This is a genomic window from Stenotrophomonas sp. Nf1, from assembly GCF_003028475.1.
In the GTDB taxonomy this organism is placed as follows: domain Bacteria; phylum Pseudomonadota; class Gammaproteobacteria; order Xanthomonadales; family Xanthomonadaceae; genus Stenotrophomonas.
The window spans coordinates 233,688-258,830 of the sequence record NZ_PYTV01000002.1; the positions used below are offsets into that span (position 1 = coordinate 233,688).

22 protein-coding genes are annotated in these 25,143 nt (G+C 67.5%); 13 read left to right on the top strand and 9 right to left on the bottom strand.

Going from position 1 to position 25,143, the window contains the following annotated elements; genetic code table 11:
- The 3 genes from C9412_RS04930 to C9412_RS04940 all read right to left on the bottom strand — a co-directional run bounded on the left by C9412_RS04930 (position 1) and on the right by C9412_RS04940 (position 2,159).
- Positions 1 to 270, bottom strand: a complete 270-nt coding sequence (locus C9412_RS04930) for a hypothetical protein (RefSeq protein ID WP_107230591.1) — start codon at positions 268 to 270, stop codon at positions 1 to 3.
- Between the two features lie 149 nt (positions 271 to 419).
- Entirely contained in the window at positions 420 to 1,646 is a 1,227-nt protein-coding gene (locus tag C9412_RS20760; RefSeq protein ID WP_219906181.1) for an SHOCT domain-containing protein, read from the bottom strand.
- Between the two features lie 72 nt (positions 1,647 to 1,718).
- Positions 1,719 to 2,159 carry a hypothetical protein gene (locus tag C9412_RS04940; RefSeq protein ID WP_107230592.1) on the bottom strand — a complete coding sequence of 147 codons (441 nt, stop codon included), beginning with the start codon at positions 2,157 to 2,159 and terminating at the stop codon, positions 1,719 to 1,721.
- Between the two features lie 145 nt (positions 2,160 to 2,304).
- Here C9412_RS04940 and C9412_RS04945 point away from each other — a divergent pair, with 145 nt between their 5' ends.
- Together C9412_RS04945 and C9412_RS04950 are read left to right on the top strand one after the other, a co-directional pair.
- Positions 2,305 to 2,865 (top strand): fasciclin domain-containing protein, encoded by a 561-nt coding sequence (locus C9412_RS04945; RefSeq protein ID WP_107230593.1) that lies wholly within the window; start codon positions 2,305 to 2,307, stop codon positions 2,863 to 2,865.
- 143 nt (positions 2,866 to 3,008) lie between these two features.
- Positions 3,009 to 5,189 carry a hypothetical protein gene (locus C9412_RS04950; RefSeq protein ID WP_107230594.1) on the top strand — a complete coding sequence of 727 codons (2,181 nt, stop codon included), beginning with the start codon at positions 3,009 to 3,011 and terminating at the stop codon, positions 5,187 to 5,189.
- Between the two features lie 32 nt (positions 5,190 to 5,221).
- Here the strand turns inward: C9412_RS04950 and C9412_RS04955 are convergent, their stop codons facing one another.
- From C9412_RS04955 to C9412_RS04965, 3 genes are all read right to left on the bottom strand, one after another.
- Complete coding sequence (locus C9412_RS04955; protein WP_146160121.1) at positions 5,222 to 5,710, bottom strand: hypothetical protein; 489 nt, start codon at positions 5,708 to 5,710, stop codon at positions 5,222 to 5,224.
- A gap of 100 nt (positions 5,711 to 5,810) precedes the next feature.
- Positions 5,811 to 6,485: a ChrR family anti-sigma-E factor gene (locus C9412_RS04960; protein ID WP_107230596.1), complete on the bottom strand. Its 675-nt coding sequence runs from the start codon at positions 6,483 to 6,485 to the stop codon at positions 5,811 to 5,813.
- A complete protein-coding gene (locus C9412_RS04965) occupies positions 6,482 to 7,105 on the bottom strand; it encodes a sigma-70 family RNA polymerase sigma factor (RefSeq protein ID WP_107230597.1) in 624 nt (207 codons plus the stop codon). Before C9412_RS04965 ends, C9412_RS04960 begins: the two co-directional genes overlap by 4 nt.
- 130 nt (positions 7,106 to 7,235) lie before the next feature.
- On the opposite strand from C9412_RS04965, the gene C9412_RS04970 reads away from it, so the two are divergent.
- From C9412_RS04970 to C9412_RS05020, 11 genes are all read left to right on the top strand, one after another.
- Positions 7,236 to 8,003 carry a hypothetical protein gene (locus C9412_RS04970; protein ID WP_107230598.1) on the top strand — a complete coding sequence of 256 codons (768 nt, stop codon included), beginning with the start codon at positions 7,236 to 7,238 and terminating at the stop codon, positions 8,001 to 8,003.
- Positions 8,004 to 8,073: 70 nt separating this feature from the next.
- Positions 8,074 to 9,024 (top strand): acyl-CoA desaturase, encoded by a 951-nt coding sequence (locus C9412_RS04975; RefSeq protein ID WP_107230599.1) that lies wholly within the window; start codon positions 8,074 to 8,076, stop codon positions 9,022 to 9,024.
- Between the two features lies 1 nt (position 9,025).
- Entirely contained in the window at positions 9,026 to 10,303 is a 1,278-nt protein-coding gene (locus tag C9412_RS04980; protein ID WP_107230600.1) for an FAD-dependent oxidoreductase, read from the top strand.
- Positions 10,300 to 11,067 carry a DUF1365 domain-containing protein gene (locus tag C9412_RS04985; RefSeq protein ID WP_107230601.1) on the top strand — a complete coding sequence of 256 codons (768 nt, stop codon included), beginning with the start codon at positions 10,300 to 10,302 and terminating at the stop codon, positions 11,065 to 11,067. The genes C9412_RS04980 and C9412_RS04985 overlap by 4 nt, the downstream gene beginning before the upstream one ends.
- Positions 11,064 to 12,323, top strand: coding sequence for a cyclopropane-fatty-acyl-phospholipid synthase family protein (locus C9412_RS04990; protein WP_107230602.1), 1,260 nt, complete (start codon positions 11,064 to 11,066; stop codon positions 12,321 to 12,323). Before C9412_RS04985 ends, C9412_RS04990 begins: the two co-directional genes overlap by 4 nt.
- Before the next feature lies 1 nt (position 12,324).
- On the top strand, positions 12,325 to 12,873 hold the full coding sequence (locus tag C9412_RS04995) for a DUF2878 domain-containing protein (RefSeq protein ID WP_107230603.1): 549 nt from the start codon (positions 12,325 to 12,327) through the stop codon (positions 12,871 to 12,873).
- Positions 12,870 to 13,655, top strand: coding sequence for a DUF1295 domain-containing protein (locus C9412_RS05000; RefSeq protein WP_107230604.1), 786 nt, complete (start codon positions 12,870 to 12,872; stop codon positions 13,653 to 13,655). The genes C9412_RS04995 and C9412_RS05000 overlap by 4 nt, the downstream gene beginning before the upstream one ends.
- Entirely contained in the window at positions 13,652 to 14,725 is a 1,074-nt protein-coding gene (locus tag C9412_RS05005; RefSeq protein WP_107230605.1) for a cyclopropane-fatty-acyl-phospholipid synthase family protein, read from the top strand. Before C9412_RS05000 ends, C9412_RS05005 begins: the two co-directional genes overlap by 4 nt.
- A gap of 8 nt (positions 14,726 to 14,733) precedes the next feature.
- Entirely contained in the window at positions 14,734 to 15,267 is a 534-nt protein-coding gene (locus C9412_RS05010; RefSeq protein ID WP_107230606.1) for a lipocalin family protein, read from the top strand.
- A 369-nt stretch (positions 15,268 to 15,636) separates the two neighbouring features.
- On the top strand, positions 15,637 to 16,623 hold the full coding sequence (locus C9412_RS05015) for an NUDIX hydrolase (protein ID WP_107230607.1): 987 nt from the start codon (positions 15,637 to 15,639) through the stop codon (positions 16,621 to 16,623).
- 36 nt (positions 16,624 to 16,659) lie between these two features.
- Positions 16,660 to 18,522, top strand: a complete 1,863-nt coding sequence (locus C9412_RS05020) for a hypothetical protein (protein WP_107230608.1) — start codon at positions 16,660 to 16,662, stop codon at positions 18,520 to 18,522.
- Between the two features lie 28 nt (positions 18,523 to 18,550).
- On the opposite strand, the gene C9412_RS05025 is transcribed toward C9412_RS05020, so the two are convergent.
- The 3 genes from C9412_RS05025 to C9412_RS05035 form a co-directional block, all read right to left on the bottom strand.
- Positions 18,551 to 20,125 carry a CocE/NonD family hydrolase gene (locus C9412_RS05025; protein ID WP_107230609.1) on the bottom strand — a complete coding sequence of 525 codons (1,575 nt, stop codon included), beginning with the start codon at positions 20,123 to 20,125 and terminating at the stop codon, positions 18,551 to 18,553.
- Positions 20,126 to 20,280: 155 nt separating this feature from the next.
- Positions 20,281 to 21,507, bottom strand: a complete 1,227-nt coding sequence (locus C9412_RS20985; protein WP_308811142.1) for a YadA-like family protein — start codon at positions 21,505 to 21,507, stop codon at positions 20,281 to 20,283.
- 108 nt (positions 21,508 to 21,615) lie between these two features.
- Positions 21,616 to 24,972, bottom strand: coding sequence for a S8 family serine peptidase (locus C9412_RS05035; protein ID WP_107230611.1), 3,357 nt, complete (start codon positions 24,970 to 24,972; stop codon positions 21,616 to 21,618).
- Between the last annotated feature and the right edge of the window lie 171 nt (positions 24,973 to 25,143).

Sequence of the window (25,143 nt, forward strand, 5' to 3'; positions counted from 1 at the left end):
TCAGGCCACCTGGCGGAATCCGATGTGGGTGCCCGTTTCGTGCTCGTCCTCGATGACGAATGCCACCGCTTCATGCGGAAAGTGGATCCGCTGCCTGATGGCGCGGGCGCCATGCATGAACGAGCGCACCGCGAACAGGTAGGTGGGGTGCGAGGCGTCAAGCTCGGAGCACACCACGCACGGCTGGCCAAACCAGGTGCCGTCGGGGCCCTTGCTGGCGTAGCACTTGCTGGTGGTCGATTGCGGGTCGAGTACGACCAGATAGCGCATGGCGGAATCCTGTGAGGGGGTGATCCACCGCAACGCTATCGGGCCGAAGAACCGATGGACATCGTACTGTGCCGAAACTGCATCGCCCGTCCGGCAGGAGGCACCCGGGGTTCAGTCGGGTACCGTCTCCTGCTCCAGCCGGCAGGTATTTACGGGGTCTTGCCGCTGGACAGTACGCGCTGCTTGGCAGCTTCGAACTCGGCCTCGGTGAGCGCGCCGCTGGCTTTCAGCTCGGCCAGCTGCTTCAGCTCATCGGCAAGCGAGCCTGCACTGGCGCTGCCCGCGCCGCCTGCGCGTGTCGCGGTTTCCGCCGGTGCCGGCGGCAGGGAGGCCACGGCCTTGGCGCACGCCGTACCTACCAGGTCCAGTTCGCGGCTGTTGCCCATTTCCAAGTACTTCACCTGGCCCTCTTCACCGAGAACCACGACAAACGCATTGCTTCCGACGTAGCCGCCCATGCGGTTCTTGGCGTTCACCGTGCCGCAGGTCCAGTAGCCGTCCACGGCCTTCTGCAGCAGCGGCCGCCAGCTGCCGCGCAGGAAGCCGTAGGGCATGTCGATGCGGGCCGATTCCGGGTCGAACAGACGGCCGCGCACCGCTTCCTGGGCAATGCGGCGGAACTGGCTCTGGTCGATCTCGGTGCGCTTGTAGAGCGTTTCCGCCCCCGGCCAACGCTCGGTTGCCGCCACCAGCTCCGCGTACCGGTCCTGGCCCAGGTACTTTTCGATCAGTACCCGCTGCTTGCGCATGACATCGATCATGTTGCTGCGCGCGTCCGGTTCCCACTGGGCCTCGGCGATCCGCTGCTTCAGCGCTTCGTGGATCAGTTCGGCCTGCCGCGACGGGCCGATGCTCTTGGCGGCTTCGCCACACTGCGCCGCCAGCACGGCCATGCTGCCACCCAGATCCTTGCGCGCACTGAGCGTATCGGCGCACGCCTGGTAATTGCCGCTCGCGGCGGCATCGAGGCCGCTCAGCACCGCCTCCATGCGCGACCGGGCATTGCCACATGGCAGCGACAGCTCGGTGCGGGTGCCGGCGCGTTCCACCACCACCGGCACGGTCAGGTCGGGCCCGATGCCCCTGAGCACGACACCCACTGCATCCTTGGATTTGCCGGCTACATCCTGGCCGTTGAGGGCAAGCAGGCGGTCGCCCGGCTGCAGTACGTTGCCGCCGGAAACACTGGTGACTACCGCCGTGTCATTGGTGGTGGCCGCCAGATTGCAGCGATCCATCGGCTCGCCCAGCCTGCGCAGCTCCTTGGCTGCCGCCTTGGCCTGACTCTTGAGCGAGCCGCTCTGCGCGGAACTGGTAAAAGGCGTGGCCAGCGCTGCAACCAGCAGCAGCGATCCACCGAGAATTCCGTTCTTCATTGCTTCCCCCTGGGAATCCGTTCGCATTGATGAATCCGGCGATTGTAGCGTTTGCCGATGGCGTGCAGGACGCTACCGGTGGCTGCTGTGGTCCTGTGCACTGTCGACCGGATCGACCAGCGCGCCAAGGACTGTAGCGTGTGAGGGGGCGGTCACGATCCGCGCGTGCGAATAGCCCAGATCGATGAGCGCGTACAACCTGTGCCGTCCATTGAGAACGCGCACCCGTCCGTGTTCGCTGCCCAACTCCGGGGTGTAGATCGCGGATCCTTGATGGATCGTCGTCATGGCGCGGCCGTACCTCAAAACATTGAAGGTATGTTCATCGCGCTCGAACGGCGTGTCTGCCCACGCCGGGTTGTCGCGCAGTGCGTGGCGTAGCGAGGCCAGGTTGACGCGCAGGTAGACCGGTTCCTCGGGGTCGATTGTCGCATCGATGTAGTGGGGATAGTCCTTTGTCGCGGCCCCCTGCACCTTTCCATGCACGTCTCCATGCGGATGAGTGGAATCCATTGCTGCTCCATCGCCTGTGGTCGCTCCCGCTATCGGCCGCAGACCGGCATTCTTGAGTCTTCACCAGAAGTGCTGCATCCATCTGCGGCCCGGCAACGTAGCTTAGGTGCCCGCATCTGGCGGGCGCCCAATCGAGGGACGTACCGTGAACGTTCTCCAGCGTATTGCCACTGCTGCAGGTTTGGCTGTATTTGCTTCCGCCGCGACGGTCAGCTTTGCGGCCGGCCCGGTCATGGTCGGTGGTGCGGAGATGTATCCGACCCGCACCATCGTCGCCAATGCGGTCAATTCCAAGGACCACACCACCCTGGTGGCCGCCGTGAAGGCCGCCGGCCTGGTTGACACCCTGAACGGTGCAGGCCCCTTCACCGTTTTCGCACCCACCAATGCGGCCTTCAACAAGCTGCCGCCAGGCACGGTGGATGCGCTGGTGAAGCCTGAAAACAAGGCCCAGCTGACCCGGATCCTCACCTACCACGTGGTGCCCGGCAACTACAGCGCGATGCAGCTGATGGCCGATGCCCGAAAGCATGGCGGCAAGGCCACCCTGAAAACCGTCGAAGGTGAGCCGCTGACCGTTGCGCTGCACGACGGAAAGCTGTGGCTTGTCGATGCCAAGGGCGGAAAGGCCGCGGTCAGCATTGCCGACGTCGCCCAGTCCAATGGCGTGATCCACGTGATTGATTCGGTGCTGATGCCGAAGTAGCGGCGCCACTGCGGCGGATGCGCTCGTCGTGTCCGCCGTGGCCGTCTGTCTGCGTGACGCGTCACGCCAGCGTTCACACCCCGCCGCCACGAGCTCGGTAATAGTGGCGTTCCCCCGCCCTGGAAGGTGAAACCCTGATCCTGATGCGCTACCGGCACTGGCCCCGACCGTTACGCGTGGCGCTGCGCGCACTGCTGGTGGTCTATGCGGTCTATCTGCTGGCCGGCAACGTGTTCCTCAATACACCGCTGTTCGATCAGGTCACCAACCGCAAGCCCCACAAGTTCGTGATGACCACGGGCCCGGCCATCACCGTGCTGCCCGGGCATGTCATTGCCTGGAACGTGCATATGCGCGGGCATGTGAACCATACGGTGTACGTACTGCACGCCGAGCGCGCCAGCGCCCGGCTGGCCGTGCTGCCGCTGTTCAAGCGCCAGGTGCGGGTGCCACGGTTGCAGGCCACCGGCGTTTCGGCCGAGATCAGCCGGGTCGAGGACGCCATCCCTCCCCCTCCCCGCAGCGACCAGGGCTGGACGCTGCGCTTCGACGCGATTCACAGCGACAGCATCCGCAGCGCCCGCCTTGGCAAACTGCTGATCATCGGCCGGGGCCAGGGCACGGTCGGTTTCGTCAAGCAGCTGCGCGGTGGCCCATCGGAACTGCTCGACTCCACCGTCACCTTCAAGGAAGCCGACACCAGCTTCGATGGCGTGCAACTGCTGGGCGACATGAACCTCACCCCGCGCTTCAGCTATCCGCGCCACTACCGGGACCAGGCGCCGGGCCTGGCCAAAATGAAGCTGCTGCGCGCCGCGCTGAGCGTCGATGCCCGCAGCCAGGGCCTGCGCATGGATACCGAGGCGCTGCGGCCGAAGATTGCCAGCTCGCCCGTGGCCGGCCGGCTGCGCGCCGAGTTGCATCTTGCGAACGGGCAACTCCAGCCCGGTGACCACGCGCTCTGGCATCTGCCCTTGCAGATGGGCGACGGTGCGCCCGATCGCGGCGTGCTCGCGCTCCAGCTGAATGTGGCCGACGATCTGCGCCTGCAGGCGCGCTTGCCGCCACGACCGGGGTCGGGCGCCGAAGTCGACGCGGACCTGCATATCCGCGGCCGCGACATTCCGTTCCAGCAGCCCTCCCAGCTGCTGGAGCGCAGCTCAGGCACGCTGCGTGGCGAATGGGCCTTCACTTCGCTCAACTGGATCCCTGCCCTGTTCGTGCGCAAGCCCTGGCTGCAACTGGACGGCGGCGGCACGCTGAAAGCCGACCTGCACCTGCGTGATGGCGAGCTGGCCGAAGGCAGCACGGTGGACATCCCTGCCGCTGAAGCGGTGGCCGAGGTTGCCGGCGTGCGCCTGGCCGGCACCGCCAGCGCGCACGGCGAACTGAAGGCGGGCCAGCCGACGCAGGCGCAGCTGGCCATCCGCCTGCCGCGTTTCAGTGCGCGGCCCCTCGACGCCAAGGACGTGCGCCTGTTCGACGGCCGTGACCTGGCAGTGGACCTGAGCGGCGATGGACGCCTGCAGGAACTGCGCAAGGGTGTACGCGCACGGCTGCGCTTCAGCGAGGCCGACATTCCCGATCTGGCCGCGTACAACCGCTATCTGGGCAGCCGCCAGGTCCGCCTGCTGAAAGGCTCAGGCGTGCTGACCGGTGATGTCACGCTGGATACCGAAGGCCGCGTCGGACACGGGAGCGCACGCCTGGTTGGGCGCAGCGCGAGCGCCGACGTAGCCGGATTGGGCATGGGCGGGGACGTTGAAGTGAATGCCGCGCTGCGACGGGGCGATTTCAGCCAACGCCATTTCGATCTGTCCGGCACCAGCGTCGCCCTGCGCAATGTGCAGATCAATGGGGCGCCGCGCACGACGGCCTGGCAGGGCGACGTGGTCTTCCGCCAGGGGCGCATCGATGCGCAATCCCCGTTCCAGGTGGATGCCACCACTGACCTCACGCTCAGTGACGCCCGGCCCCTGCTGGCGCTGTTTGCCGAGCGCACCGACTACCCGCGCTGGACACTGTCGCTGCTGGATTCGGGCCGGGTGGACGCGCAGGCGCGACTGCAATGGCGCCCGGGCCATCTGGTGGTCGACGGCCTGCGGGCGGAGAACCAGCGCCTGTCGGTACGTGCACGGCTGGACCTGCTGGAGCGCCGCAAGCGTGGCGACCTGTATCTGCGCTGGGGCGTGCTCGGTGCAGGCGTCGAGCTGGAGGGCGACCGGCGCCAATGGCATCTGATCAAGGCGCGCGAGTGGTTTGATCAGCGGCCTTCACTGCTGCCTTCCAGCGACGGGCCGGGTGCCTCCGGCGCTGGAGGCTGATCGGCCCTGTCGGCCTCGTACTGTTGCCGTTGCTACTTGTGCCCAAGATCGCGGTCGTTCATGAAGTCAATGGGCTTGCGGCCAAGCCGGATGATGCGTCTCAGCACGCCAAGATAGGCATCTCCAAATACGAGTGCAAAAATCGAGCCGGTGTAGAAGATCAGGAGCACCGCCGGCAGGGGAATGATCCGGATGACGCTGTCGCATTCGCGATGCAGGCCGATGATCAGCCCCACTCCTGTCACTTCGACCGCCACAACCGCGGCGAACGCCAGTCTTGTTGCCTGCACAGGCGCCTGCAGCAGTCCCCGGCCCAGCATCCTGAAGTTGGTGTACAGAAACAGCACTGCCAGGGACAGGAAAAGCGATCCCAGGACAACCGGCGGATAGCGGTCAGCCGGGCAGTCGATCCCGACCATGAAGTTCACCAGGCAGACCACAATGGCTCCGCTCCCCAGAGCCGAGAGGGCCTTGAGTACCTTGGCCGCTGTCAGTTGCTCCGGCGCGTTCTCCATTCCCATGGAACATCCCTTCCCCGTCATGAGGCCTCAGGATAACCCTGGCACATCGGGAGCGGACAGCAACGGCGCTGGGCGGCCGTGCAACGATGCAGAGGCCGCCCTAAAGCTTCACGAACCGCTGGATCTTCCGCGCCAGCCAGCCACTGAACACCAGCGGTGCATCCAGCGCAGACACGCAGATGCAGGGCACACCCGGAGCCGTCACCGGTTGATGCTCGACATCCTCGTCCAGATCGGCCATGTCGCCCGGGGTGAACAGGCCCAGTGCATCGTTGTAGGAGCCCTGCAGAATCTGGGTCAGTTCCGAGCGGCCGTGGCTGTGCATCGGCAGGCACTTGCCGGGGGCGATCTTCAGCATGATCAGCGACGGCATCTGCTCGGCGCGGATGCAGTGCACGCCGGGCGCCATCCAACGCCACGGCAGGCTGCGCAGCGAGCGCCCGAAGTACGGATGCAGCGATGCCGGCAGGGCGTCGGGATCGGCGCCGGACTCGACGCGGCCACGGGGCGCAGGCGCACGGCGCGAGGTGGCCTCGCCGGCCAGGTCCAGCTGTGCCAGCATGGCGCCGCGCAACTGCGCATGCCGCGATTCCTGCGTCACCGGCTGGGTCTGCTCCAGCAGGGCCGCGCCGATGGCTTCAGCCTCACGCAGCCGCTGCCGGCAGTGTGGGCACTGTTCAAGATGGACGCCTGCCACCACGCTCAACGGCGCCGGCAAGGCACCGGCGGCGTAGCTCATCAGGGTGGATTCGTGCAGGTGGTGGCGCGGGCTCATGCACCACCCCCTACCCTCGCCTGCAGTTGCAGGAACGCGCGCCGCAGGTGCGATTTCACCGTGCCCAGCGGCATGCCCAGCGCCTGCGCGATCTCGGCATGGCTCTTGGCTTCGAAGTACGACATGCGCACCAGCCGTGCCTGTACGGCAGGCAGTTCGTTGATGCGCTGGCGAAGTCGCATCTGGTCGGCAAACTGTTCTGCGCTGCTGCGCTCCACCATATCGGCGCTGGCGGCCTCATCCACCGCCGCCTGCACCTGCATCCAGCCGCGCTCATGGCGCACCCGGTCGATATGCAGGTTGCGCGCGATGCGGTACAGCCAGGTACTCAGTGCGCCCTGCGCCGGGTCGAAATCGGCCGCACGCAGCCACAGCCGCAGCAGGCATTCCTGGGCCAGTTCCTCGGCGACCGCAGCGGGTGCGCCCAGGCCACGCAGGTAGACGCACAGCCGCGGCATGAAGTGGTCGTAGATGCGCATGAAACAGTCGCGGTCGCGCAGGCGCGCGACACCATCCATGTCGCCTGTCCAGTTCATCGGCTCGTTGCTCGGCTGCTGGGAACTGGACACGATGCGGGCGGTGTCGAAGTCAAGGGAGGTGGGGGCGGCGTCAGGGTACATCTGCGTTCGCGGCGGGCGGGTGAAGGTTCGCCTCCTCTACGGCAGAAGGGCGCAACTGGATGCAGGCCACGGCTGCATCCATCTGCCTGCGCCGGCCGTAGGCTCTGCAACCCCCGCCGGAAGCAAGCGCATGCGTATCGCCTGGTTCCTGTTGTGCCTGCCCCAGGTCGCCTGGTCCGCCCCGATGCTGCGAACCGAGGGGGTGGTCCGCCTCGCCGATGGCACGCCGGCCTATCGCGAGGTGCACTGGATGCAAAGCACCGAGGAAGGTGCAGAACGTTGGGTGCAGTATCTGTGCCCGGAGGGCGCCCCCTTTGCCCGCAAGCGGCTGCCCTCCAGCCGCCAGGTGCAGGCCCGCGGTTATCAGCTGCAGGATCGGCGCAGCGGCCAGGAGGCGAGCGTGCGCGTCGATGGTCCGAACGTGCAGGTGTCATGGAAAGAATCGCAGACCGCCACGCCGCGCACTGGCGAGCTCGAACTGCCCGAGGGCGCGGTGGTCGATGCCGGGTTCGACGCCGCGATCCGCCTGCATTGGCAGGCATTGATGCGCGGTGACGTGCTGCGCATGCCCTTCCTGGTGCCGGGCCGGCAGCGCTTCTTTCCGGTCAAGGTTGTCCACCGTGGCGCTGTGCGCTGGCAGAACATCGCCGCACAGTCCTTCGAGGTCGGTCTGGATGCGTGGTACGGAAGCGTCGCACCGCGCCTGGCACTGACCTATGCCGATGCCGATCGACGCCTGCTGGAATTTCGCGGCACCAGCAATCTACGCGACGCCCAAGGCCGCTATCCGCAGGTTGTGGTGCGCTTTGCCACCACACCAGAGCCGAGCGACGAAGCGCAGTGGCGGCGCGCATGGGCACAGCCGCTGGTCGCCACTTGCGCCGTTACGGAGAAGTGAATTCCACACGATCTGCATCCAAACCCGCCGATGCTGCGTAGAGGATGCATACGCCCACCCGGATCGCATGATGGCCGCTGTCGAGTCCCTACCCCGTCGTCGCCATCGCCTGTTGCGCACACTGCAACGGTGGTTCGACAGCGGCAGTGCGCCCGACGCTGCAATCGAGCGCGGCGAGCGTATCGACTGGCTGCGCGCGGTGCCGTTCGCGCTGATGCACCTGGCCTGCCTGGCGGTGATCTGGGTCGGCATTTCGTGGACGGCGGTCATCGTCGCCGCGGCACTCTACGCGGTCCGCATGTTTGCCATCACCGCGTTCTATCACCGCTATTTCTCCCATCGCACCTTCCAGACCTCGCGGGGGGTGCAGTTCGTGTTTGCGGCCATCGGTGCCGCCAGCGTGCAGCGCGGGCCGCTGTGGTGGGCCGCGCACCATCGCCATCACCACCGCCATGCCGACCAGCCGCTGGATCCGCACTCGCCGCGCGAGGGAGGCTTCTGGCGCAGCCACATGGGCTGGTTCCTGACCCGTGACGCCTTTGCGACCGATCTGTCACGGATACCGGATCTGGCGGTCTTTCCCGAGCTGCGCTGGCTGGACCGCTTCGATACTGCGGTGCCGGTGCTGCTCGCAGCCAGCCTCTATGCCACCGGTGAAGTATTGCAGCGCTGGGCGCCGGCGTTGCACACCGATGGGCCGCAACTGCTGGTGTGGGGCTTCTTCATCTCAACGGTGGTGCTGTTCCACGCCACCGTCACCATCAATTCACTGGCACATCGCTTCGGTCGCCGGCGCTTCGATACCCGTGACGACAGCCGCAACAATCTCTGGCTGGCCTTGCTGACCTTCGGCGAAGGCTGGCACAACAACCATCACTTCTTCCCCGGCACGGTGCGCCAGGGGTTCCGCTGGTGGGAGGTGGATCTGACCTGGTACGGCCTGCGCCTGATGGCGCTGCTGGGCCTGGTGAAAGGACTCAAGCCGATTCCGGCCTGGGTGCTGGCCAAGGCGAGGTACTGACATGCGCATCGCCATCGTCGGATCGGGCATTGCAGGGTTGGCCAGCGCCTGGTGGCTGGACGGAGACCACGAGGTCACGCTGTTCGAGGCGGGCGATCATCTGGGCGGCCACACCCACACCCATGAGGTGGAGGTCGACGGTCTTCACCTGGCCGTGGATACCGGCTTCATCGTCTTCAACCCGCTGCATTACCCGCTGCTGACCGCCCTGTTCGACGAACTGGGGGTGGCCTCGCAGCCGACCACCATGAGTTTTTCGATGCACAGCGAGCGCAGTGGCGTGGAATACAACGCCACCTCGCTCGACGGCCTGTTCTGCCAACGCCGCAACCTGGTCTCGCCACGCTTCTGGGGCATGCTCTCGGATCTACGCCGGTTCTATCGTGATGCGCCACGATTGCTGTCCGAGGCCGAAGGGCCGACGCTGGGGCAGTACCTTCGCAGCCAGCGCTACGGCAGCGCCTTCATCGAAGAGCACCTGCTGCCGATGGCATCGGCCCTGTGGTCCTCGCCCAGCGCAACCGTAGAGGCGTTTCCTGCCCGCTACCTGGCGCAGTTCATGGCCAATCACCAGATGCTGCAGATTCGCGGCCGCTCGCCGTGGCGGGTGGTCAGTGGCGGCTCCGCGCGTTATGTCGATGCGTTGCGCCGGCGCTGGCGGGTGCATGAACGGCTGCATTGCCCGGTCCATTCCATCGAGCGCATGGCGCATGGCGTGCGGGTGCGCAGCGCCGCCGGCGTGGAGGGTTTCGATGAGGTGATCCTGGCCTGCCACAGCGATCAGGCGCTGGCGCTGTTGCGCGATGCCGACGCCGCCGAGCGCGAGGTACTGGGCGCCATCCGCTACCAGGCCAACGAGGTGGTGCTGCATACCGACGCCTCGTTGCTGCCGCGCAACCGCAAGGCCTGGGCTGCCTGGAATGCCCACGTGCCGCGCGACCCCGCTGCGGCCTGTACCGTCAGCTATTGCATGAACCTGCTGCAGGGCCTGCCGGGGCGCACGCCGCTGGTGGTCACGCTCAACCGCAGCCAGGCCATCGACCCGGCCACGGTGCTGCGCACCCTGCACTACGCCCACCCGGTACACGACCACGCCGCGGTGCGCGCGCAGCAGCGCTGGGCCGAGCTGCAGGGACGGCGCCATACGTGGTTCGCCGGGGCCTATTGGGGCTGGGGCTTCCACGAGGATGGCATCCGCAGTGCGCGGCAGGTGGTGGATGCGATGCGCGGGCGGCTGCAGCAACGGCCACAGCCGGCGCCGGGAGAGGTGGCCGCGTGAGCGCCAGTGCCCTCTACTTCGGCCAGGTGGTGCATCGCCGGCACCAGCCGCACGCCCATCAGTTCCGCTACCCGGTCGCGCAGCTGCTGCTCGATCTGGACGAGCTGGAGTCGGTGTTCGCCGGCCGCTGGTTGTGGTCGGTGAACCGCCGCAACCTGGCCGAGTTCCGCCGCAGCGACTACTTCGGCGATGCGGCCAGGCCGTTGGCCGAGGCGATTCGTGATCATGCTGCGGCCACCCTCGGCCATCGCCCGGCCGGGCCGGTGCGCCTGCTGACCCATCTGCGTTACGGCGGGCATGTCTTCAATCCGGTCAGCTTCTACTACTGCTATGCCGCTGACGGCAGCACGCTGGAGTGCATCGTTGCCGAGATCACCAACACCCCCTGGAAAGAGCGGCACGCCTACGTCCTGCCGGCTGCGACCGCCAGCCACGAAGGCACCTCGCTGCGCTGGCAGTTCGACAAGGGCTTCCATGTCTCGCCGTTCATGGCCATGGACTGCCGCTACGACTGGCGCTTCAGCATGCCCGGGCAGGATCTGCGCGTGTACATGCAGGTGCTGCAGCACGGCGTGCGCCAGTTCGACGCAACCCAGACCCTGCGGCGGCGCCCACTGGACGGGCGCGGCCTGGCGCGCGTACTTGCCTGCTATCCGCTGATGACCGTGCAGGTGGTGGCGGCCATCCATTGGCAGGCCCTGCGCCTGTGGTTCAAGCGCAACCCGGTGCACGACCACCCTTCCCTTGCCGAGAAGCCACGATGAACAACGTAACCCCTGCCGTGGCCCTGCCCCGGCCTGGCGCCCTGGACACCTTCCTGCGCCGGAGACTGCTGGCGCAGCTGGCACCGATGCGTGGTGGATGCCTGTGCGTGCGCGATGCGCTGGGCGAGGTCCGGCTGGGGGAAACGGACGCCGCGCTGCGGGTCACGCTGCACATCGACGATCCGACCTTCTTCCGCAGGGTGGCCGCACAGGGCAGCGTCGGCGCCGGCGAGAGCTACATCCTGGGCGAATGGCAGTGCGATGACCTGGTCGGGCTGGTGCAGCTGCTGGTGCGCAACCGCGACCTGCTGGACGGCATGGAGCACGGCCCGGCCCGTATCGGCGGTTGGCTGCTTCGCGGGTGGGGCCGGTTGCGCCGCAACAGCCGCGAAGGAAGCCGCCGCAACATCGCGGCACACTACGACCTGGGCAATGATTTCTTCAGTCTGTTCCTGTCGCCGGACCTGATGTACTCCTCCGCCCTGTTCGCCAGTGAAACCGAATCGCTGGAGGCGGCCTCGCAGCGCAAACTGGAACAGGTCTGCCGGCAGTTGCAGCTGGGGCCCGGCGACCGGGTGATTGAGATCGGCACCGGCTGGGGCGGTTTCGCCCTGCATGCCGCCCGCCATCATGGCTGTCATGTCACCACCACCACGCTTTCGGCCGAGCAGCACGCGTTGGCCACCCAGCGCGTACACGCCGCCGGCCTGCAGGACCGCATCACGCTGTTGATGCAGGACTACCGTGACCTGGAGGGACAGTTCGACAAGCTGGTGTCCATTGAGATGATCGAGGCCATCGGTGCCGAGTATCTGGACACCTACATGGCCACCCTGCAGCGGCTGCTCAAGCCCGATGGCCTGGCGCTGCTGCAGGCGATCACCATCGAAGACCACCGCTACGAACAGGCGCGGCGCAGCGTGGACTACATCAAGCGCTACGTGTTTCCGGGCAGCTTCATTCCTTCAATCAACGCGATCATGGCCGCCAAGACCCGCGCCAGCGATCTGCAGCTGATCGCCCAGCAGGACTTCGGCCATTCCTATGCGCTGACCCTGCGGGCCTGGCGCCGGCGCTTCCTGGCCCAGCGGGCGGCGGTGCATGCGCAGGGCTTCGATGAAAGGTTCTGCCGACTGTGGGAGTTTTACCTGGCGTACTGCGAGGGGGGCTTCCTGGAGCGCTCGATCGGTGTCTCGCACCTGCTGATGGCGCGGCCGAGTTACCGGCCCAGCCTGGCGCCAGGGCGGGAAGGCTGAGATGCGCCGGCCCTGGGTCAACCTGGTGGGCAACCAGTTGGTCTGGCTGTGCGCCGTGGCCGGCGCGGGCCGAGGTTGGCAGTGGCCTGCGCTGCTGAGTGCGGCGTTGTACATCGGCAGCCAGCTGTCGAGCTCTCCGCACGTTCGCCTGGACCTGCGGTTGATCCTGCTGGCGTTGGCGTGCGCCTGGCTGGTGGATGCCAGCGCCGCCGCCAGCGGCAGCGTGCGCTATGCCGCAGCAGCGCTGGGCTGGGCGCCACCACCGTGGATCCTGGCGCTGTGGGCGGCGTTCGCGATGACGCTCACCTCGTCGATGCGCTTCCTGCAGCGCCATGCCGCACTGCCGTTCCTGTTCGGTCTGTTGCTGGCACCACTGGCCTATCTTTCCGCCGCCCGCGGCTTCGATGCCGTTCAGTTCATCGCGCCGGCCTGGCGCGGCGTGCTGCTGCTCGGCGCAGGCTGGAGCATCGCGCTGTCTGTGCTGTGCCTTGCCGCCCGGCGCTGGGCAGCGCCGACGCCGACGCCACCGCTTGCAGGAGTATCACCATGAGCGCGCTGCTGTGGGTGCTGCTGTACGCGGTACTGATCATGTGCTGGGGCTGGGCCTGGCAACGCCGCCACCGCAACATCGGCGTGGTCGATGTGCTGTGGGCCAAAGGCGTCGGCGCATCGGCCCTGCTGCTGGCGGTGCTGGGCGACGGCGCGCTGGCGCCACGGGTAGCTCTGGGTGTGCTTGGCGGCCTGTGGGGCAGCCGGCTCGCGCTGCACCTGTGGCATCGCGTGCGCCATGAAAGCGAGGACGGGCGCTACCGCTACCTGCGCGAGCACTGGCAGGGCGATCAACGGCGGATCTTCGGTTTCTTCATGGCGCAGGCGCTGCTGGTGGCCCTGTTCGCCCTGCCCTTTGTGGCCGCTGCCGCCCATCCGCGCGCGGGCCTCTCGCCCTGGCTGCTGGCGGCCGTGGGTGTGTGGTTGCTGAGTGTGGGCGGTGAAGCGCTGGCCGACCGCCAGCTGGCACGCTTCCGCGCCGATCCGGCCAACCAGGGCCGGACCTGCCGTACCGGCCTGTGGCGGTACTCGCGGCATCCCAACTACTTCTTCGAATGGCTGCACTGGTTCACCTACGTGCTGTTGGCGGTGGGTTCACCGCTGTGGTGGCTGGCCTGGACCGGGCCTCTGCTGATGTACGTGTTCCTGCGCTACCTGAGCGGCATCCCGTTCACCGAGAAACAGGCCCTGCGCAGCCGCGGCGACGACTATCGCGATTACCAGCGCAGCACGCCGATGTTCTTCCCGTGGTTTCCCCGTCGTAGCCAGGAGCAGCCAGAATGACCGCCACCGTTGCAATGCCCGCCAGCGACACGAAAGAGACTGGTCTGATCGCCTGGGCCGAGCGCGGGCTGGTGCCCGATGCGGCGCTGCGCGCGGGCATCCGCCGCCTGTGCGCGCAGCGCCTGCATGAAGAAACGCGCGGCGGCATCGACGCGCAGTCCGCGCGCTTCCGGCAGCGCCTTGCCGAGCTGGCCGGAAGCGCGGTGGCACTGCATACCGACGCGGCCAATCGCCAGCACTACGAGGTGCCCGCTGCCTTTTTCCAGGCCTGCCTGGGCAAGCGCCTGAAGTACAGCAGCTGCTATTACGCCAGCGGGCAGGAAAGCCTGGACCAGGCCGAGGAAGCGATGCTGGCGCTGTATGGCGAGCGCGCTGCACTGGCCGATGGCCAGCAGATCCTGGAGCTGGGCTGTGGCTGGGGCTCGCTGACGCTGTGGATGGCCGAGCGTTATCCAGATGCGAGGATCACCGCCGTATCCAACTCACACAGCCAGCGCGAGCACATCCTGGCGCAGTGCGCTGCACGTGGGCTGGGCAACGTCGAGGTGCTTACCTGTGACGTCAACCAGCTGGTTCTGCCTGACGCACGGTTCGACCGCTGTGTTTCGGTGGAGATGTTCGAGCACGTGCGCAACTACCCGCAGCTGCTGCAGCGCATCGGTCGCTGGCTGAAGGCCGATGGCGCGCTGTTCGTGCACATCTTCGCGCACCGCACCCTGATGTACCCGTTCGAGACCGATGGCGGCGACAACTGGATGGGCCGTCACTTCTTCACCGGTGGCCTGATGCCGGCGGCCGATACCCTGCTGCATTTCCAGCGCGACCTGCGGCTGGAGCAGCGCTGGCTGCTCGATGGCACCCATTACCAGCGCACCGCCGAGCATTGGCTGGCCAACCAGGACGCTGCACGCGAGCGGGTGATGCCGGTACTGATCGCCACCTACGGCGCGGCCGCCGCCCGGATCTGGTGGCAGCGCTGGCGGATGTTCTGGATGGCCTGTGCCGAGTTGTTCGGCTATGACGGCGGCCAGCAATGGCTGGTCGCCCACTATCTGTTCCGCCCCCGCTGAGGTGATCCATGCGCCTGTTCTCCCTGCTCCCGTTACTGGCCGTGGGCCTGTTCGGTTCCGGCTGCAGTGCCCAGGACACCCGTCCGTTGCCACGCCCACCCTCGGTGGATGTGCCACGCTTCATGGGCGACTGGTACGTGATCGCGCACATTCCCTCGTGGCCGGAGCGCGAGGCCTACGACGCGGTTGAGAGCTACGCGTTGCGGCCGGACGGGCGCATCCAGACCACCTTTACCTATCGCAAGGGCAGCTTTGCCGCCCCGCAGCGGTCGATGCACCCGATCGGACGCGTGGAGAAGGAGGGCCAGGGCGCGGTCTGGGGCATGCAGTTCGTCTGGCCCATCCAGGCCGAATACCTCATTGCCTGGCTGGACGATGACTACCGCCAGACCATCGTCGCGCGCAGCAAGCGCGACTACGTCTGGTACATGGCGCGCACGCCGAAGGTGTCCGAGCAGGACTACCAGCAGGCCGTGCAGCGGATCGCGCAGATGGGCTACGACGTGGGCAGGCTGCGGCGCGTGCCGCAATCGATTCGATAGCCGCCAGGCGCCCCAAGACCGCCGCGGCAATCACCGTTTGAGCCCCTGAGGCAACGCCCGGCCTGTCCAGGCCCGGGCGGCGCGCGTGCGTTGCCCGCACAGGGCGTGCGGCGCAATCAATGCATCGATTCGACCGGGTTCCGTCGAATCGCACCGCATTTTCCGTGGCTGGCGCCAATCGTCCGTTCCGACCGGTCCCTAGAGTGATCGCACGTCAATGCAACGTGCCGTGGTCCATCGCGCTGTGTTGCCGCCTCCACCCCTCAAGCCCGCAGGAGCGAGACATGGCAACCCCTTCGTGGAACCCGACAGCAGCGTGGTGCGCAGCCACCGTCCCTCATCGTTCTCTGCGGGTGGGAGGGTGATGCCATGAACCAGGTCTATGTCGCGCTGTGGGATGGCGACCACTACCTGATCACCCGCAAGCGGGTGTTCAACAGCTGGTGGGGCAGCAATGCCGTCGTCGTGCTCTCTGCCGAGGCGATGGTCGCGGTGCTGGCCATCTGCACCTCCGGCACCGCCGCCACCGAACAGCAGTGGAGCCAGGCGGCGGACCTGTTGTCCGATGCCCTGCGCGCCGCTGATTCAGTGGCGCGCGATGGCGAGCGTTCACTGCCGCAGACCGGCGACGCGCTGGCGCAGGCCCGCGACAACGCGGATCGCAGGGCGCCCATTGCCGAGGTGACATTGCAGACCCTGGCCGCGCTTGAGTTGCTGTACACCGAGCGCCCGGAGACACCGCCGCCTGGCAGTGTGGCGCGCACCACCGTGGCTGAGTTGTCGGCGGCGTTGCAGCCCGAGGCGGGAACCGTGCCGGACTGGGCCGGCGCCCAGGTGCTGGCCGCGCGCCTGGTGGTGGAGGTTCGCGAATGGTCGGATGCGATCGTGCCGGTGCTGGTCAACCAGGCTGGCCAGTGGTCGTTGCCCGGCGGTGGGCGCTTGAACGACGAATGGCGCGAGCACACCGCACGCCGCGAGTTTGCCGAAGAGCTTGGCATCTGGCTGTCGCAGGGACACGCTGCGTGTGATCTGCGTGCACGCGTGTTCCCGGAAGGCGGCGGCAGTTTCTCGCTGGTCCGCTTCCGCACCACCCCGCACGAGCTGCAACGGGTTGCGGATCTGGCCGCGCGCAACACCCGCGTCCTGCTCGGCAGTTCCCGCCCGGCGGCAACGGCGGTTTCGGACTGGGAAGTGGACACCGCCGTGCTGGTCGCCACCCGGGATCTGCGCCGGTATCTGGGTGTGCGCATACCGGTATCGGTACCCGGTGCGGCCCGCGCGTTGGCGCGCGCCCGGCGCAGCAGCCAGGCCATCGACTGGTACGGCGCGATCGCCGCACTGCTGGCCCCGCGCTGAGCCGCCCCCTGCCCCCCTCTGCCTACGAGGCTCCCCATGAAAGAAAGCACGCCGGAACGCGAGGCGCGTCGCCACATCAGCAAGCAGTTGACCGCGCAGATCAACAACGCCCAGGCGTACCCAGAGGTGCGCTCGGTAGTGGTCAAGGCCCTGTCGGACATCAAGGACCGCCTGCGCAGCCTGGTCAGCACGGTCCGCCGCGACTACAACCTCAGGCCCGACCAGGCGCTGCTGTTCTTCTACGTAAAAGGTGGCAACGCCCTTGACGCGTTGATCGAACGCCCGGCAGAGCCACCGCCGACCCTGTTCGACTTCGGCAGGTCCGACTGGGACACCCAGGTGGTGATCAATCCCTGGATTCCGATTCCGGCGCAGGACGCCCTGCATGGAGGTGTGGAGGACATCGTGATCGAGGTGATGGGCCCGGCCGGTCTGAACATCGCGCTGGAGATCAGCCTCGCCCCACCCGCGCAGAACCCCTTGTGCGGCCAGGTGGTGGATCTGACCACGGTCGACATCTACGTTCCGCCGGGCCAATCGTGCCTGGTGACCTGTGACAATCCACAGACCTTCCGCAAGGTCTACGAGCGCGACCGCGCCGGGTTGCATCTGTTCACCAGCACACCGTTGAAGGGAATCGGATCGGCCAAGGCGGCGACCGCGCCGGCCAATGCGCCGGTGCTGCCGCCTCCGGTCCCGCCGGTGGCGCCGCCGGTGCAGCCCGCGCCGGCACCCCCACCGCCACCGGGGATCATCCTCAACGATGGCATCAAGCCGTTCGTGCTGTATCGCCTGGGGTATACCTGGCATGCGCGCTGGGTGAAGGATCCACGCGCGCCCACCGGCGATGACCCGGTGACGCCACGGCCGATCCTGATGGAACTGATCGATGTCACCACGCCGCGCCGCGACACGGTTGAAGCCATCACGGTGTGGTCGGACATCGTGCGCAACCATCTGGTGATCACCGAAGATGCCGGTGCCGATGAACGCTGGCGCCTGCCACTGCCCAGCATGGAATATCACCTCTGGGAAGGCTTGACGATGCTGTGCGAGATCGCGGCCTATCCGAACTGGCCCGGCGCCGACAAGCTGGACAAGCGCCGCCGCAACGTGCAGCGCATCCACGACTGGTATCTGAATCAGCAACGTGATCTCTCGGTGTTCCAGCGGGTGATCGACGGCATCTCTGCCACACCAGTCCATACCGCTGGTGCTGACTGCATGAAGCAGGTCGACGCTTGCATGGCGGCGGTGAAGGACGCCATGCGCGACGCCATGGCAGGCGTCGAACAGGGTGCGCTGACCGTCCGGCAACGGAACCAGCTGATGGCCGGGCGCCAGTGGGGCATGCAATGGATGGAGACCTTGCTGCAGCGCCTGGGTGCGCCTCTCGGTACCGCCTGCGGTTTCAGCGATGATTTGGCACTGGTGGCAACGCTGGCGCAGAACCCCTACCTGGACCTCAACCGGGTGCCGGTCTCCGGCGTAGACTACGCGGTGGTCATCCGCACCGACTACGCCACGCTGTGCCGTGCCACGATCGCCAACTGCATGCAGGCGCTGGACTGGATTGACGGCCGGCACGTGACCATCGAAGACACCCTGCACTCCACGGTGCGCCCCACCGGCATCAGCTACGAGCGCACGCTGGTGATCTTCCACGCCAAGCGCGCGCCCTCGGCACGCCTGGCCAAGGCGATCATCACCCTGACCACCGCCGATGCGGTGGGCTGCCCGTTCCGTGACTCCCCCACCGGTGCCGGACAGATCGCCCCGCTGCTGGACATGGACAACCAACGCAAGGTGGCCGCGTCGATCATCCAGGGCTTCGTGCAACGGGCCACGCTGTCCAAGCAGCACGAGGCGATCCGCACCCTGCTGCCACAGCCGCTCTGAGCTGTGGCATGCAGGCTGCCGCTGCGCCTCAGTGCAACGGCACCTTCAGCAGCGAAGGCGCCGCGGCCGGCGAGCTGAAGGTGACCGTTCCGCCCAGCTGGCTGATGCCGGCGTAGCGCAGATCCACTGTGTCGATCACCAGCGTCAAGCGGCTGCCGGCAGGCAGGTTCCAGCTGCTGGCCTCCAGGCGCAGGTCCAGAGTCTGCGCCTGACCTGGCGTCGCATCTCGCAGCGTGTAGGGCTTGTGGCTGATCAGCTGGCCATTGCCGAGCACGTCTTCGGCGTACAGGTAGGCATACAGCGTTGTATTGGCGCGGCTGGGCGTGACCGTGACGCGCAGCTCGGGCGTGCCATCGAGCCGGCGCGCGCTCCACTGCACCGGGCCCTGCCAGACGCCGGCGGCACTGCGGCCCACGAACGGAATGTACGCGCCCGGTGGCAGGTTGATCATCTGCAGGGCGCCCGATGCCATCGCCACGCCCGAGTTGGCGGCGGTCAACAGGCCACTGCCGATGCGATAGTTCCAGCCGGTGCTGCGGCCGTTCTCGGCCAGGCCGCCGGTGGGCAGCAGCAGGCCGCCGGGTGCGGTGAGCGCGTAGCTGACGGCGCCATTGCCGGTGGCCTGCCAGTTGGAATAGCGGCTCCACAGGCCCTTCTGCGACTTCAGCTGCACCGCGGCCTGGCGATCGATGCCGTTGTCCACGCCCTTGAGGTAGTGATCGAACCAGTCGCCCGCCTGCTCATAGACTTCATTGGGAATACCCAGCGCACCGAGCAGCTCGTTGAGTGCGTGATCGCCGTGGCGCAGCTGCAGCTGCTTGGGCCCTTGCAGGCGGTTGAAGAAGTCCACCAGCTGGCCGGGCGGGAACAGGCTGTCATTGAAGGCATTGGCAAGGAACACCGCCGGCCGGTTGGCGTTGATCTCATCCACGCTGCTGGCCGGGCTGCGCTGGGCCGCGACCGGCAACAGCGAATCGACTGCACCCTGGAAATTGCCCAGCAGCACGTTGCGGTTGATGGTGGCCAGCTCGGAGCCCGGGCGTCCGGTGGCCAGCCCGGCCGCCACCAGCAAGGCGATGCCCTGCGCGCTGGGGGTGCGGTTGCTGTACAGCGAGGCTTCCAGGTCGGCCCAGCCGCTCAAGGCGGCCACGACCTTGATGCGCGGATCGCGCGCGGCCGCCAGCAGGCTGGTGCCGGCGCCATAGGAAATGCCCGAAACGCCGATCCGCGCCGGGTCGGCCCGCGTGTTGTCCAAGGCCCAATCGATCAGCGCACTGACATCTTCGACCGTGGCCGGGCCGGCGATGTCGATGTTGCCGCCCGACTCCCAGAAGCCGCGCGAGCTGTAGCTGATCACGATGTAGCCACGGCGGGCCAGGGCCTGCGCCACGCCCACGTACTCGGCGCTGGGCACGGCCCAGCTGCTGGGCATCACCAGCAGCGGGAACCGTCCGCTGCCGGCGTCCTGCGGCTCGATGACGAAGGCGCCAAGCGGCGTTCCGTCCCAGCTGTTGATGGTGGTATGGGTGGTCTTGACCGTGGCCGCCCAGGCGGAGGGTGCCAGGCCCGTCAGCAGGATCAACATCAGCACCAGCTTGCGCATCGTCGTCTCTCCCCGTTGTTGGTATGCAACGGGCTGGACCGTACCAGTGCGCATGGTGGCTGGCACCTTGCGACGCAACATGCCGTTGCCGGCATGTTGTCGGGCATTCAATGCTGAACAGGGGGCGTTACCCGCCCCCTGCCCGCGTCCCTCGACTACAGATCGACGCCGAAGCCCATGCCCGCCGACTTCTCGCCATTGCTGAAGGCCCCGCCCAGCGAGAACGAAGCGCGCTCGCCGATACGCTTGCCGTAGCCGATCGACAGCGCCTGCTCACCGCCCTGGAAGCCGGCACCGACCGCAATGCGACCGCGCGGGCTTTGCGAGCCAGCCGCATTGATGGCCATGTTCAACATCGCCGAACTCATCGCGCCCATGCGATCGATGCGCTGATCCTGGTGGCGCAGCCGGCGCTCCATCTCCTGGCGCAGCCCGTTGTTGTCCACGGCGAACTGGGCCAGGCGCTGATCGGTGTAGGCGTTGGCCGTGGTGACCGCCTGCGCCGATTTGGTGTCGGTGTAGCCATTGGCCGACGACAGCGTGGCTGCGCTGCTGGCATCGGTATAGGCGTTGGCGGTGGTGACGGCGGCCGCGGCGCGGGTGTCGGTGTAGCCGTTGGCCGATGACAGCGTCGTCGCACTGCTGGCGTCGGTGTAGGCATTGGCCGTGGTGACGGCAGCGGCGGCCCGGGTGTCGGCATATCCGTTCGCCGAAGACAGCGTGGCGGCATTGGCGGAGTTCATCTGGTTGAGATTGACCGCATCGGTGCCCTGGGTGGCGGCGGCCACATTGGTCAATTGCCGTTCGTTGCCGGCACTGCCGACCGACACCGAGTTGGCACGATCGGCCACCGAGCCGTTGCCCAGTGCAACGCTGTCGTTGGCCGAGGCCACGGCACCGTTGCCCAGTGCGCTGCTGTTGGTACCACTGGCTTCGGACAGACTGCCCACCGCCGTGCTGTTCTCGCCGCTGGCCGTGCTGCCGGCACCGGACGCCGTTGCGAACGAACCGGTGGCGGAGCTGCCGGAGCCGCTGGCGCTGCTGAAATCGCCACTGGCGGTGCTGCTGTCACCGATCGCCGCGCTGTTGGCGCCGGACGCGGACGCGCCCACGCCAACCGCCGCGCTCTGGTCGCCGGAGGCACTGCTGGCGGCACCGATGGCGGTGCTGCCGGTGCCGCTGGCGCTGGCGCCGGTACCGACCGCAGCGGACAGATCACCACTGGCGTCGGCGCCATTGCCACAGGCCATCGACGCGGCGCCGCCGGCGGTCGCGCCACCACTGGAAACGCCGCCGAACCCATCGTCAAGCTGGCAGGTATCACCGGCCCACGCCGGCGCGGTTGCCATGGCCAGCGCCACGGCAAGGATGTGCTTGTGCATCGTCTTCACGGTACCCCCAAGGTCCATCAAGGAAGGTCTCCGGCCACGGCCGGAAACGCTGGAGAACGGGCCGGCCCCTGCGGGACCGGCCCGGATGCTGCGCGCGCCTTACGGTGTGACCGTCAACGCAACACGCACGGCGGTCTTCGGCGTGGTCGGGTCATTGCTGCCCACGCAGACGAAGCCGGAGTAGTTGCCTGGCGCCAGCCCACCGGCGTTGATCTGCACCTGCGTGGTCTGGTTGGCACCGGCCACGATGCGGCCAAGCGCTCGCGAGGGCGTACCGATCCAGCCGGCACCGCAGGCGTTGCTGCCGCCCAGCCCGTAGGCCAGGCCCGGCGCACCGGTGGTGGCCGACCAGGCCCCGCTGCCGTCCGGGTTGATGATCGCGCCGCGGTACACGCTGTCGCCGCTGGTGGCGTTGAACCAGAACCAGCTGGTGGCCAGCGGTGCACGCACCGAAACCACCAGCCAGTAGCGGCCGGCAGGCAGGCTGACGTTCTGCCCGGCGGCGGCCATGTCCAGGTTGATGCTGGCCAGGGTGGCAGAGGTGCTCACGCCCGCGCTGCCAACGGTTGCGGTATGCGACCACACCGCCAGTTGCGGGCTCGATTCCGGGTTGCCTTCCGGATTGCCGCCGACGTCGCGGAATATCGACCAGTTGAGGTTGGTCGAGGTCGCCAGCGAGCCACCGTTGACGAAGCCATCGGCCACGATGCGGGTAATGCCGGTGGTCTCGCCCAGGGTGAAGTCATCGGCGGACAACTGCGCGCGCGCACCGACCGAAGCGGCATCGGTGAAGCGCGTGGAGCGGCGCCCATTGGCGTTGTTCGGCGCCTGCGCGACCAACGTGCGGGTGCCTACCCCGGAGTTGTCGATCTGCCATTCCAGCGGCGAACCGCCGGTGTTGGTGATCTGCAGGTTGACCGAGCCACTGCCACCGGTCGGGAGGGTCAGCGAGCTGGTCGGCGGCGTGGCGGCGATCTGCGGCGGCGGCACCGAAACCGCAATCGGCAGACGCAGCAACGGCTGGCTGGTGTCACCGCCCTGCGGCGCCACGGTCAGGCGTGCGAACCGCCAGCTGCCATCGTTGGGCACCGCACCGGTGGTGACGATCACCCGAACCGCCTTGCTTTCGCCCGGCGCCAGGGTGAACACCGACGGCGACACCACCGCGGTCAGGCCGGTCACCTTCGCTGTCCAGGTCTGCCGGGTCGGCAGCACATTGCGGAACACGCGGGTGAAGCTGCAGCTGTCCGGGCATTTGCGCTTGCCCATGCTGGCGATGTTGAGCGAGGCCACATCACCGCCGTTGGCGGGGTTGGCAGCCAGGAAATTGGCCTTGGTCTCGTTCAATACCAGCCCGGCGCGCAATGCCTGATCGACCTGGATGCGACCGGCGCCCATCGCGAACGGATCGGCCGGGGTGACGCCATCCTCCTTCATCACCTCCTGGCGCGCCGTCATCATCAGCGCCGAACGCGCTTCCTGCACGGTCCAGTCCGGTCGTGCCTGGCGCAGCAGCGCGGCCGCACCGGCATGATGCGGTGAGGCCATCGAGGTGCCATCCATCAGACCGACTGCGTTCTCCGAGCCGGTCACGCTGGTACCGGCCACCACTGCCAGCACGCGCACGCCTGGCGCGGTCACGTCCGGCTTGACCAGATCGAACACGCCGGCCGGGCCGCGCGAGCTGAAATCACCCAGCACGTCCGGTGTGTTGCTCACCTTGGTGGCCGGATAGGCGATGCCGCCGGTAGCAGCATTGCCCACGCTGTTGGCAAAAGTGCGCAGCGCATTGGCGTCGGCCTGGTCGATGGCGAACGCCGGGATGGTGGCGCCCGCCACGTTGGGCAGGATCGGCGTGGGCTGGTTGTTGGCGATCAGCACCGCGATGGCACCGGCACCGGCCGCATTGTTGACCTTGTCGCTGAAGTTGCACGAGCCCCGCCGGATCACCGCGATCGCACCCTGGAAGGTGTTGGCCGGGAATGCGGCGCAGCCATCATTGGCGGTGTCGATGCCGGCACTGACCCGCAGCGGCGTGCTGGCGGCAATGGGCGTGGTGAACGGCACGCCACCGGAGCCTTCGGTCAGCAGGATCACACTCAGCTCCGGCGGCACCACGCCAGGCCCGCTTACCGCGGCGTACAGCTCGATGTCGCCGCGCCCGTGGGTGGCTGCGGCGGTGCTGCCGGTCCACGGCTCCAGATGCCCCAGGGTATTGGGGCCCGGGCCGGAGTTGCCGGCCGAGGTCGCCACATAGATGCCGGCATCGGACGCATTGAGGAAGGCCAGCGACACCGCTTCACCCCAGGGTGCGGTGCCGCCGGCAATGGAGTAATTGATGACATCGACCACACCGTCGGCCAACGCCTGGTTCACCGCCGCCAGTGTCGAGGTGTTGGGGCACAGGCCACGGCCGCTGGACACCTCGGTGTAGCAGGCGTCGTAGGCGATCAGGTTGGCGCGCGGGGCCACACCGGAAATGTGGATCTGGTTGCCTCGGTAGGACGCGGTGTGCGGATTGCCCGCCGCGGTCGACGCGGTGTGGCTGCCATGGCCGTTGGTATCGCCGAATCCAGGCTCTTCGCGCACATCGGCCACGCCGCACTGATTGCCGGGTGCGGTGCAGACAAAATCGTAGCCACCGATCAGCTTGCTGTTGCAGCGTCCCTCATCGACACCACCGGGGGCACAGGTGCCCAGATAGGTGCCTGCCCCCAGCGGATTGATGTGCTCGTAGCCATCTTCAGCGCGGGCAGTGAAGGCCGGGCTGCCGAAGTTGATGCCCGAGTCGATGACGCCGACCACGATGCCCTCACCGCGATATGGCGTCGGGGTGGCATTCCACAGCGCGGTGGCACCGATCAGCCCCGGACCGACATCGGTGTCCTGTTCGTACTCCTTGTACTCCTCCACCAGCTCCACTTCGGGCAGCTGGCGCACCTGCTCGGCTTCCTGCGGATTCATCTGCAGCACCGAGGCGTTGATCGCATGCTGCATCCGGCGCTCCACGCGCACGCTGCGGCCGAGCGTGGCGTTGATGCGCGCTTCGTGCTGCGCCTGGCGACCGGCCAGGAAGCGCACGTAGTCGCGCGAGCGTGCGCCCTGCACGGCGATGCGCGGGGTGGGCGTATTGCCGGTGGCCGCCGCGGCGCGTGCGGCACTGGCCGAGGGTCGCAGGCGTTCCGGCGCCGCCAGGCCCTGGATGTCCCCCTTGTAGGTGGCCAGCGGTTCCTCGCGGTAGACCACGATGTAGCGGTTGGACAGCTCACCCAGGCTGCTGCCGGGGCCGGTGGCGGCCGGACCGGCAGGGTTGCCGGCACGCGCGTCCACCGAGGGATTGCCGGTTTTCGACTGGGTGGCGGTACTGCGCACGCCGACGGCAGCGGCCGCCAGAGCGGCACCGGCCACCAGTGTCAACGCGACCCATTTGCTTCGTTTGATCCATGCATTGCGCATCGAATACCCCTTCAATGAAAGCCCAAGATGCACGCCGGCGCAGCGCCGGCGCTGTGGTGTCTGGTGCTTCAATTGCTGGTGCCGCGCGTCGTCCCCAACGCTGCACACCTCGCTGCGTCCCCGGCAGCGACCCCGACACTACCCTAAAATTTGACGTGTCGCACAGTTTTT

Coding starts and splice junctions, on each gene's coding strand:
- C9412_RS04970 (WP_107230598.1), top strand. CDS start 7,236: ATGCGTATCGCCTGGTTCCTGTTGTGCCTGCCCCAGGTCGCCTGGTCC.
- C9412_RS04960 (WP_107230596.1), bottom strand. CDS start 6,485: ATGAGCCCGCGCCACCACCTGCACGAATCCACCCTGATGAGCTACGCC.
- C9412_RS20985 (WP_308811142.1), bottom strand. CDS start 21,507: ATGCACAAGCACATCCTTGCCGTGGCGCTGGCCATGGCAACCGCGCCG.
- C9412_RS04990 (WP_107230602.1), top strand. CDS start 11,064: ATGAACAACGTAACCCCTGCCGTGGCCCTGCCCCGGCCTGGCGCCCTG.
- C9412_RS05010 (WP_107230606.1), top strand. CDS start 14,734: ATGCGCCTGTTCTCCCTGCTCCCGTTACTGGCCGTGGGCCTGTTCGGT.
- C9412_RS04995 (WP_107230603.1), top strand. CDS start 12,325: ATGCGCCGGCCCTGGGTCAACCTGGTGGGCAACCAGTTGGTCTGGCTG.
- C9412_RS04975 (WP_107230599.1), top strand. CDS start 8,074: ATGGCCGCTGTCGAGTCCCTACCCCGTCGTCGCCATCGCCTGTTGCGC.
- C9412_RS05015 (WP_107230607.1), top strand. CDS start 15,637: ATGAACCAGGTCTATGTCGCGCTGTGGGATGGCGACCACTACCTGATC.
- C9412_RS04940 (WP_107230592.1), bottom strand. CDS start 2,159: ATGGATTCCACTCATCCGCATGGAGACGTGCATGGAAAGGTGCAGGGG.
- C9412_RS05000 (WP_107230604.1), top strand. CDS start 12,870: ATGAGCGCGCTGCTGTGGGTGCTGCTGTACGCGGTACTGATCATGTGC.
- C9412_RS05005 (WP_107230605.1), top strand. CDS start 13,652: ATGACCGCCACCGTTGCAATGCCCGCCAGCGACACGAAAGAGACTGGT.
- C9412_RS20760 (WP_219906181.1), bottom strand. CDS start 1,646: ATGAAGAACGGAATTCTCGGTGGATCGCTGCTGCTGGTTGCAGCGCTG.
- C9412_RS04955 (WP_146160121.1), bottom strand. CDS start 5,710: ATGGGAATGGAGAACGCGCCGGAGCAACTGACAGCGGCCAAGGTACTC.
- C9412_RS04950 (WP_107230594.1), top strand. CDS start 3,009: ATGCGCTACCGGCACTGGCCCCGACCGTTACGCGTGGCGCTGCGCGCA.
- C9412_RS05025 (WP_107230609.1), bottom strand. CDS start 20,125: ATGCGCAAGCTGGTGCTGATGTTGATCCTGCTGACGGGCCTGGCACCC.
- C9412_RS04965 (WP_107230597.1), bottom strand. CDS start 7,105: ATGTACCCTGACGCCGCCCCCACCTCCCTTGACTTCGACACCGCCCGC.
- C9412_RS05035 (WP_107230611.1), bottom strand. CDS start 24,972: ATGCGCAATGCATGGATCAAACGAAGCAAATGGGTCGCGTTGACACTG.
- C9412_RS05020 (WP_107230608.1), top strand. CDS start 16,660: ATGAAAGAAAGCACGCCGGAACGCGAGGCGCGTCGCCACATCAGCAAG.
- C9412_RS04980 (WP_107230600.1), top strand. CDS start 9,026: ATGCGCATCGCCATCGTCGGATCGGGCATTGCAGGGTTGGCCAGCGCC.
- C9412_RS04930 (WP_107230591.1), bottom strand. CDS start 270: ATGCGCTATCTGGTCGTACTCGACCCGCAATCGACCACCAGCAAGTGC.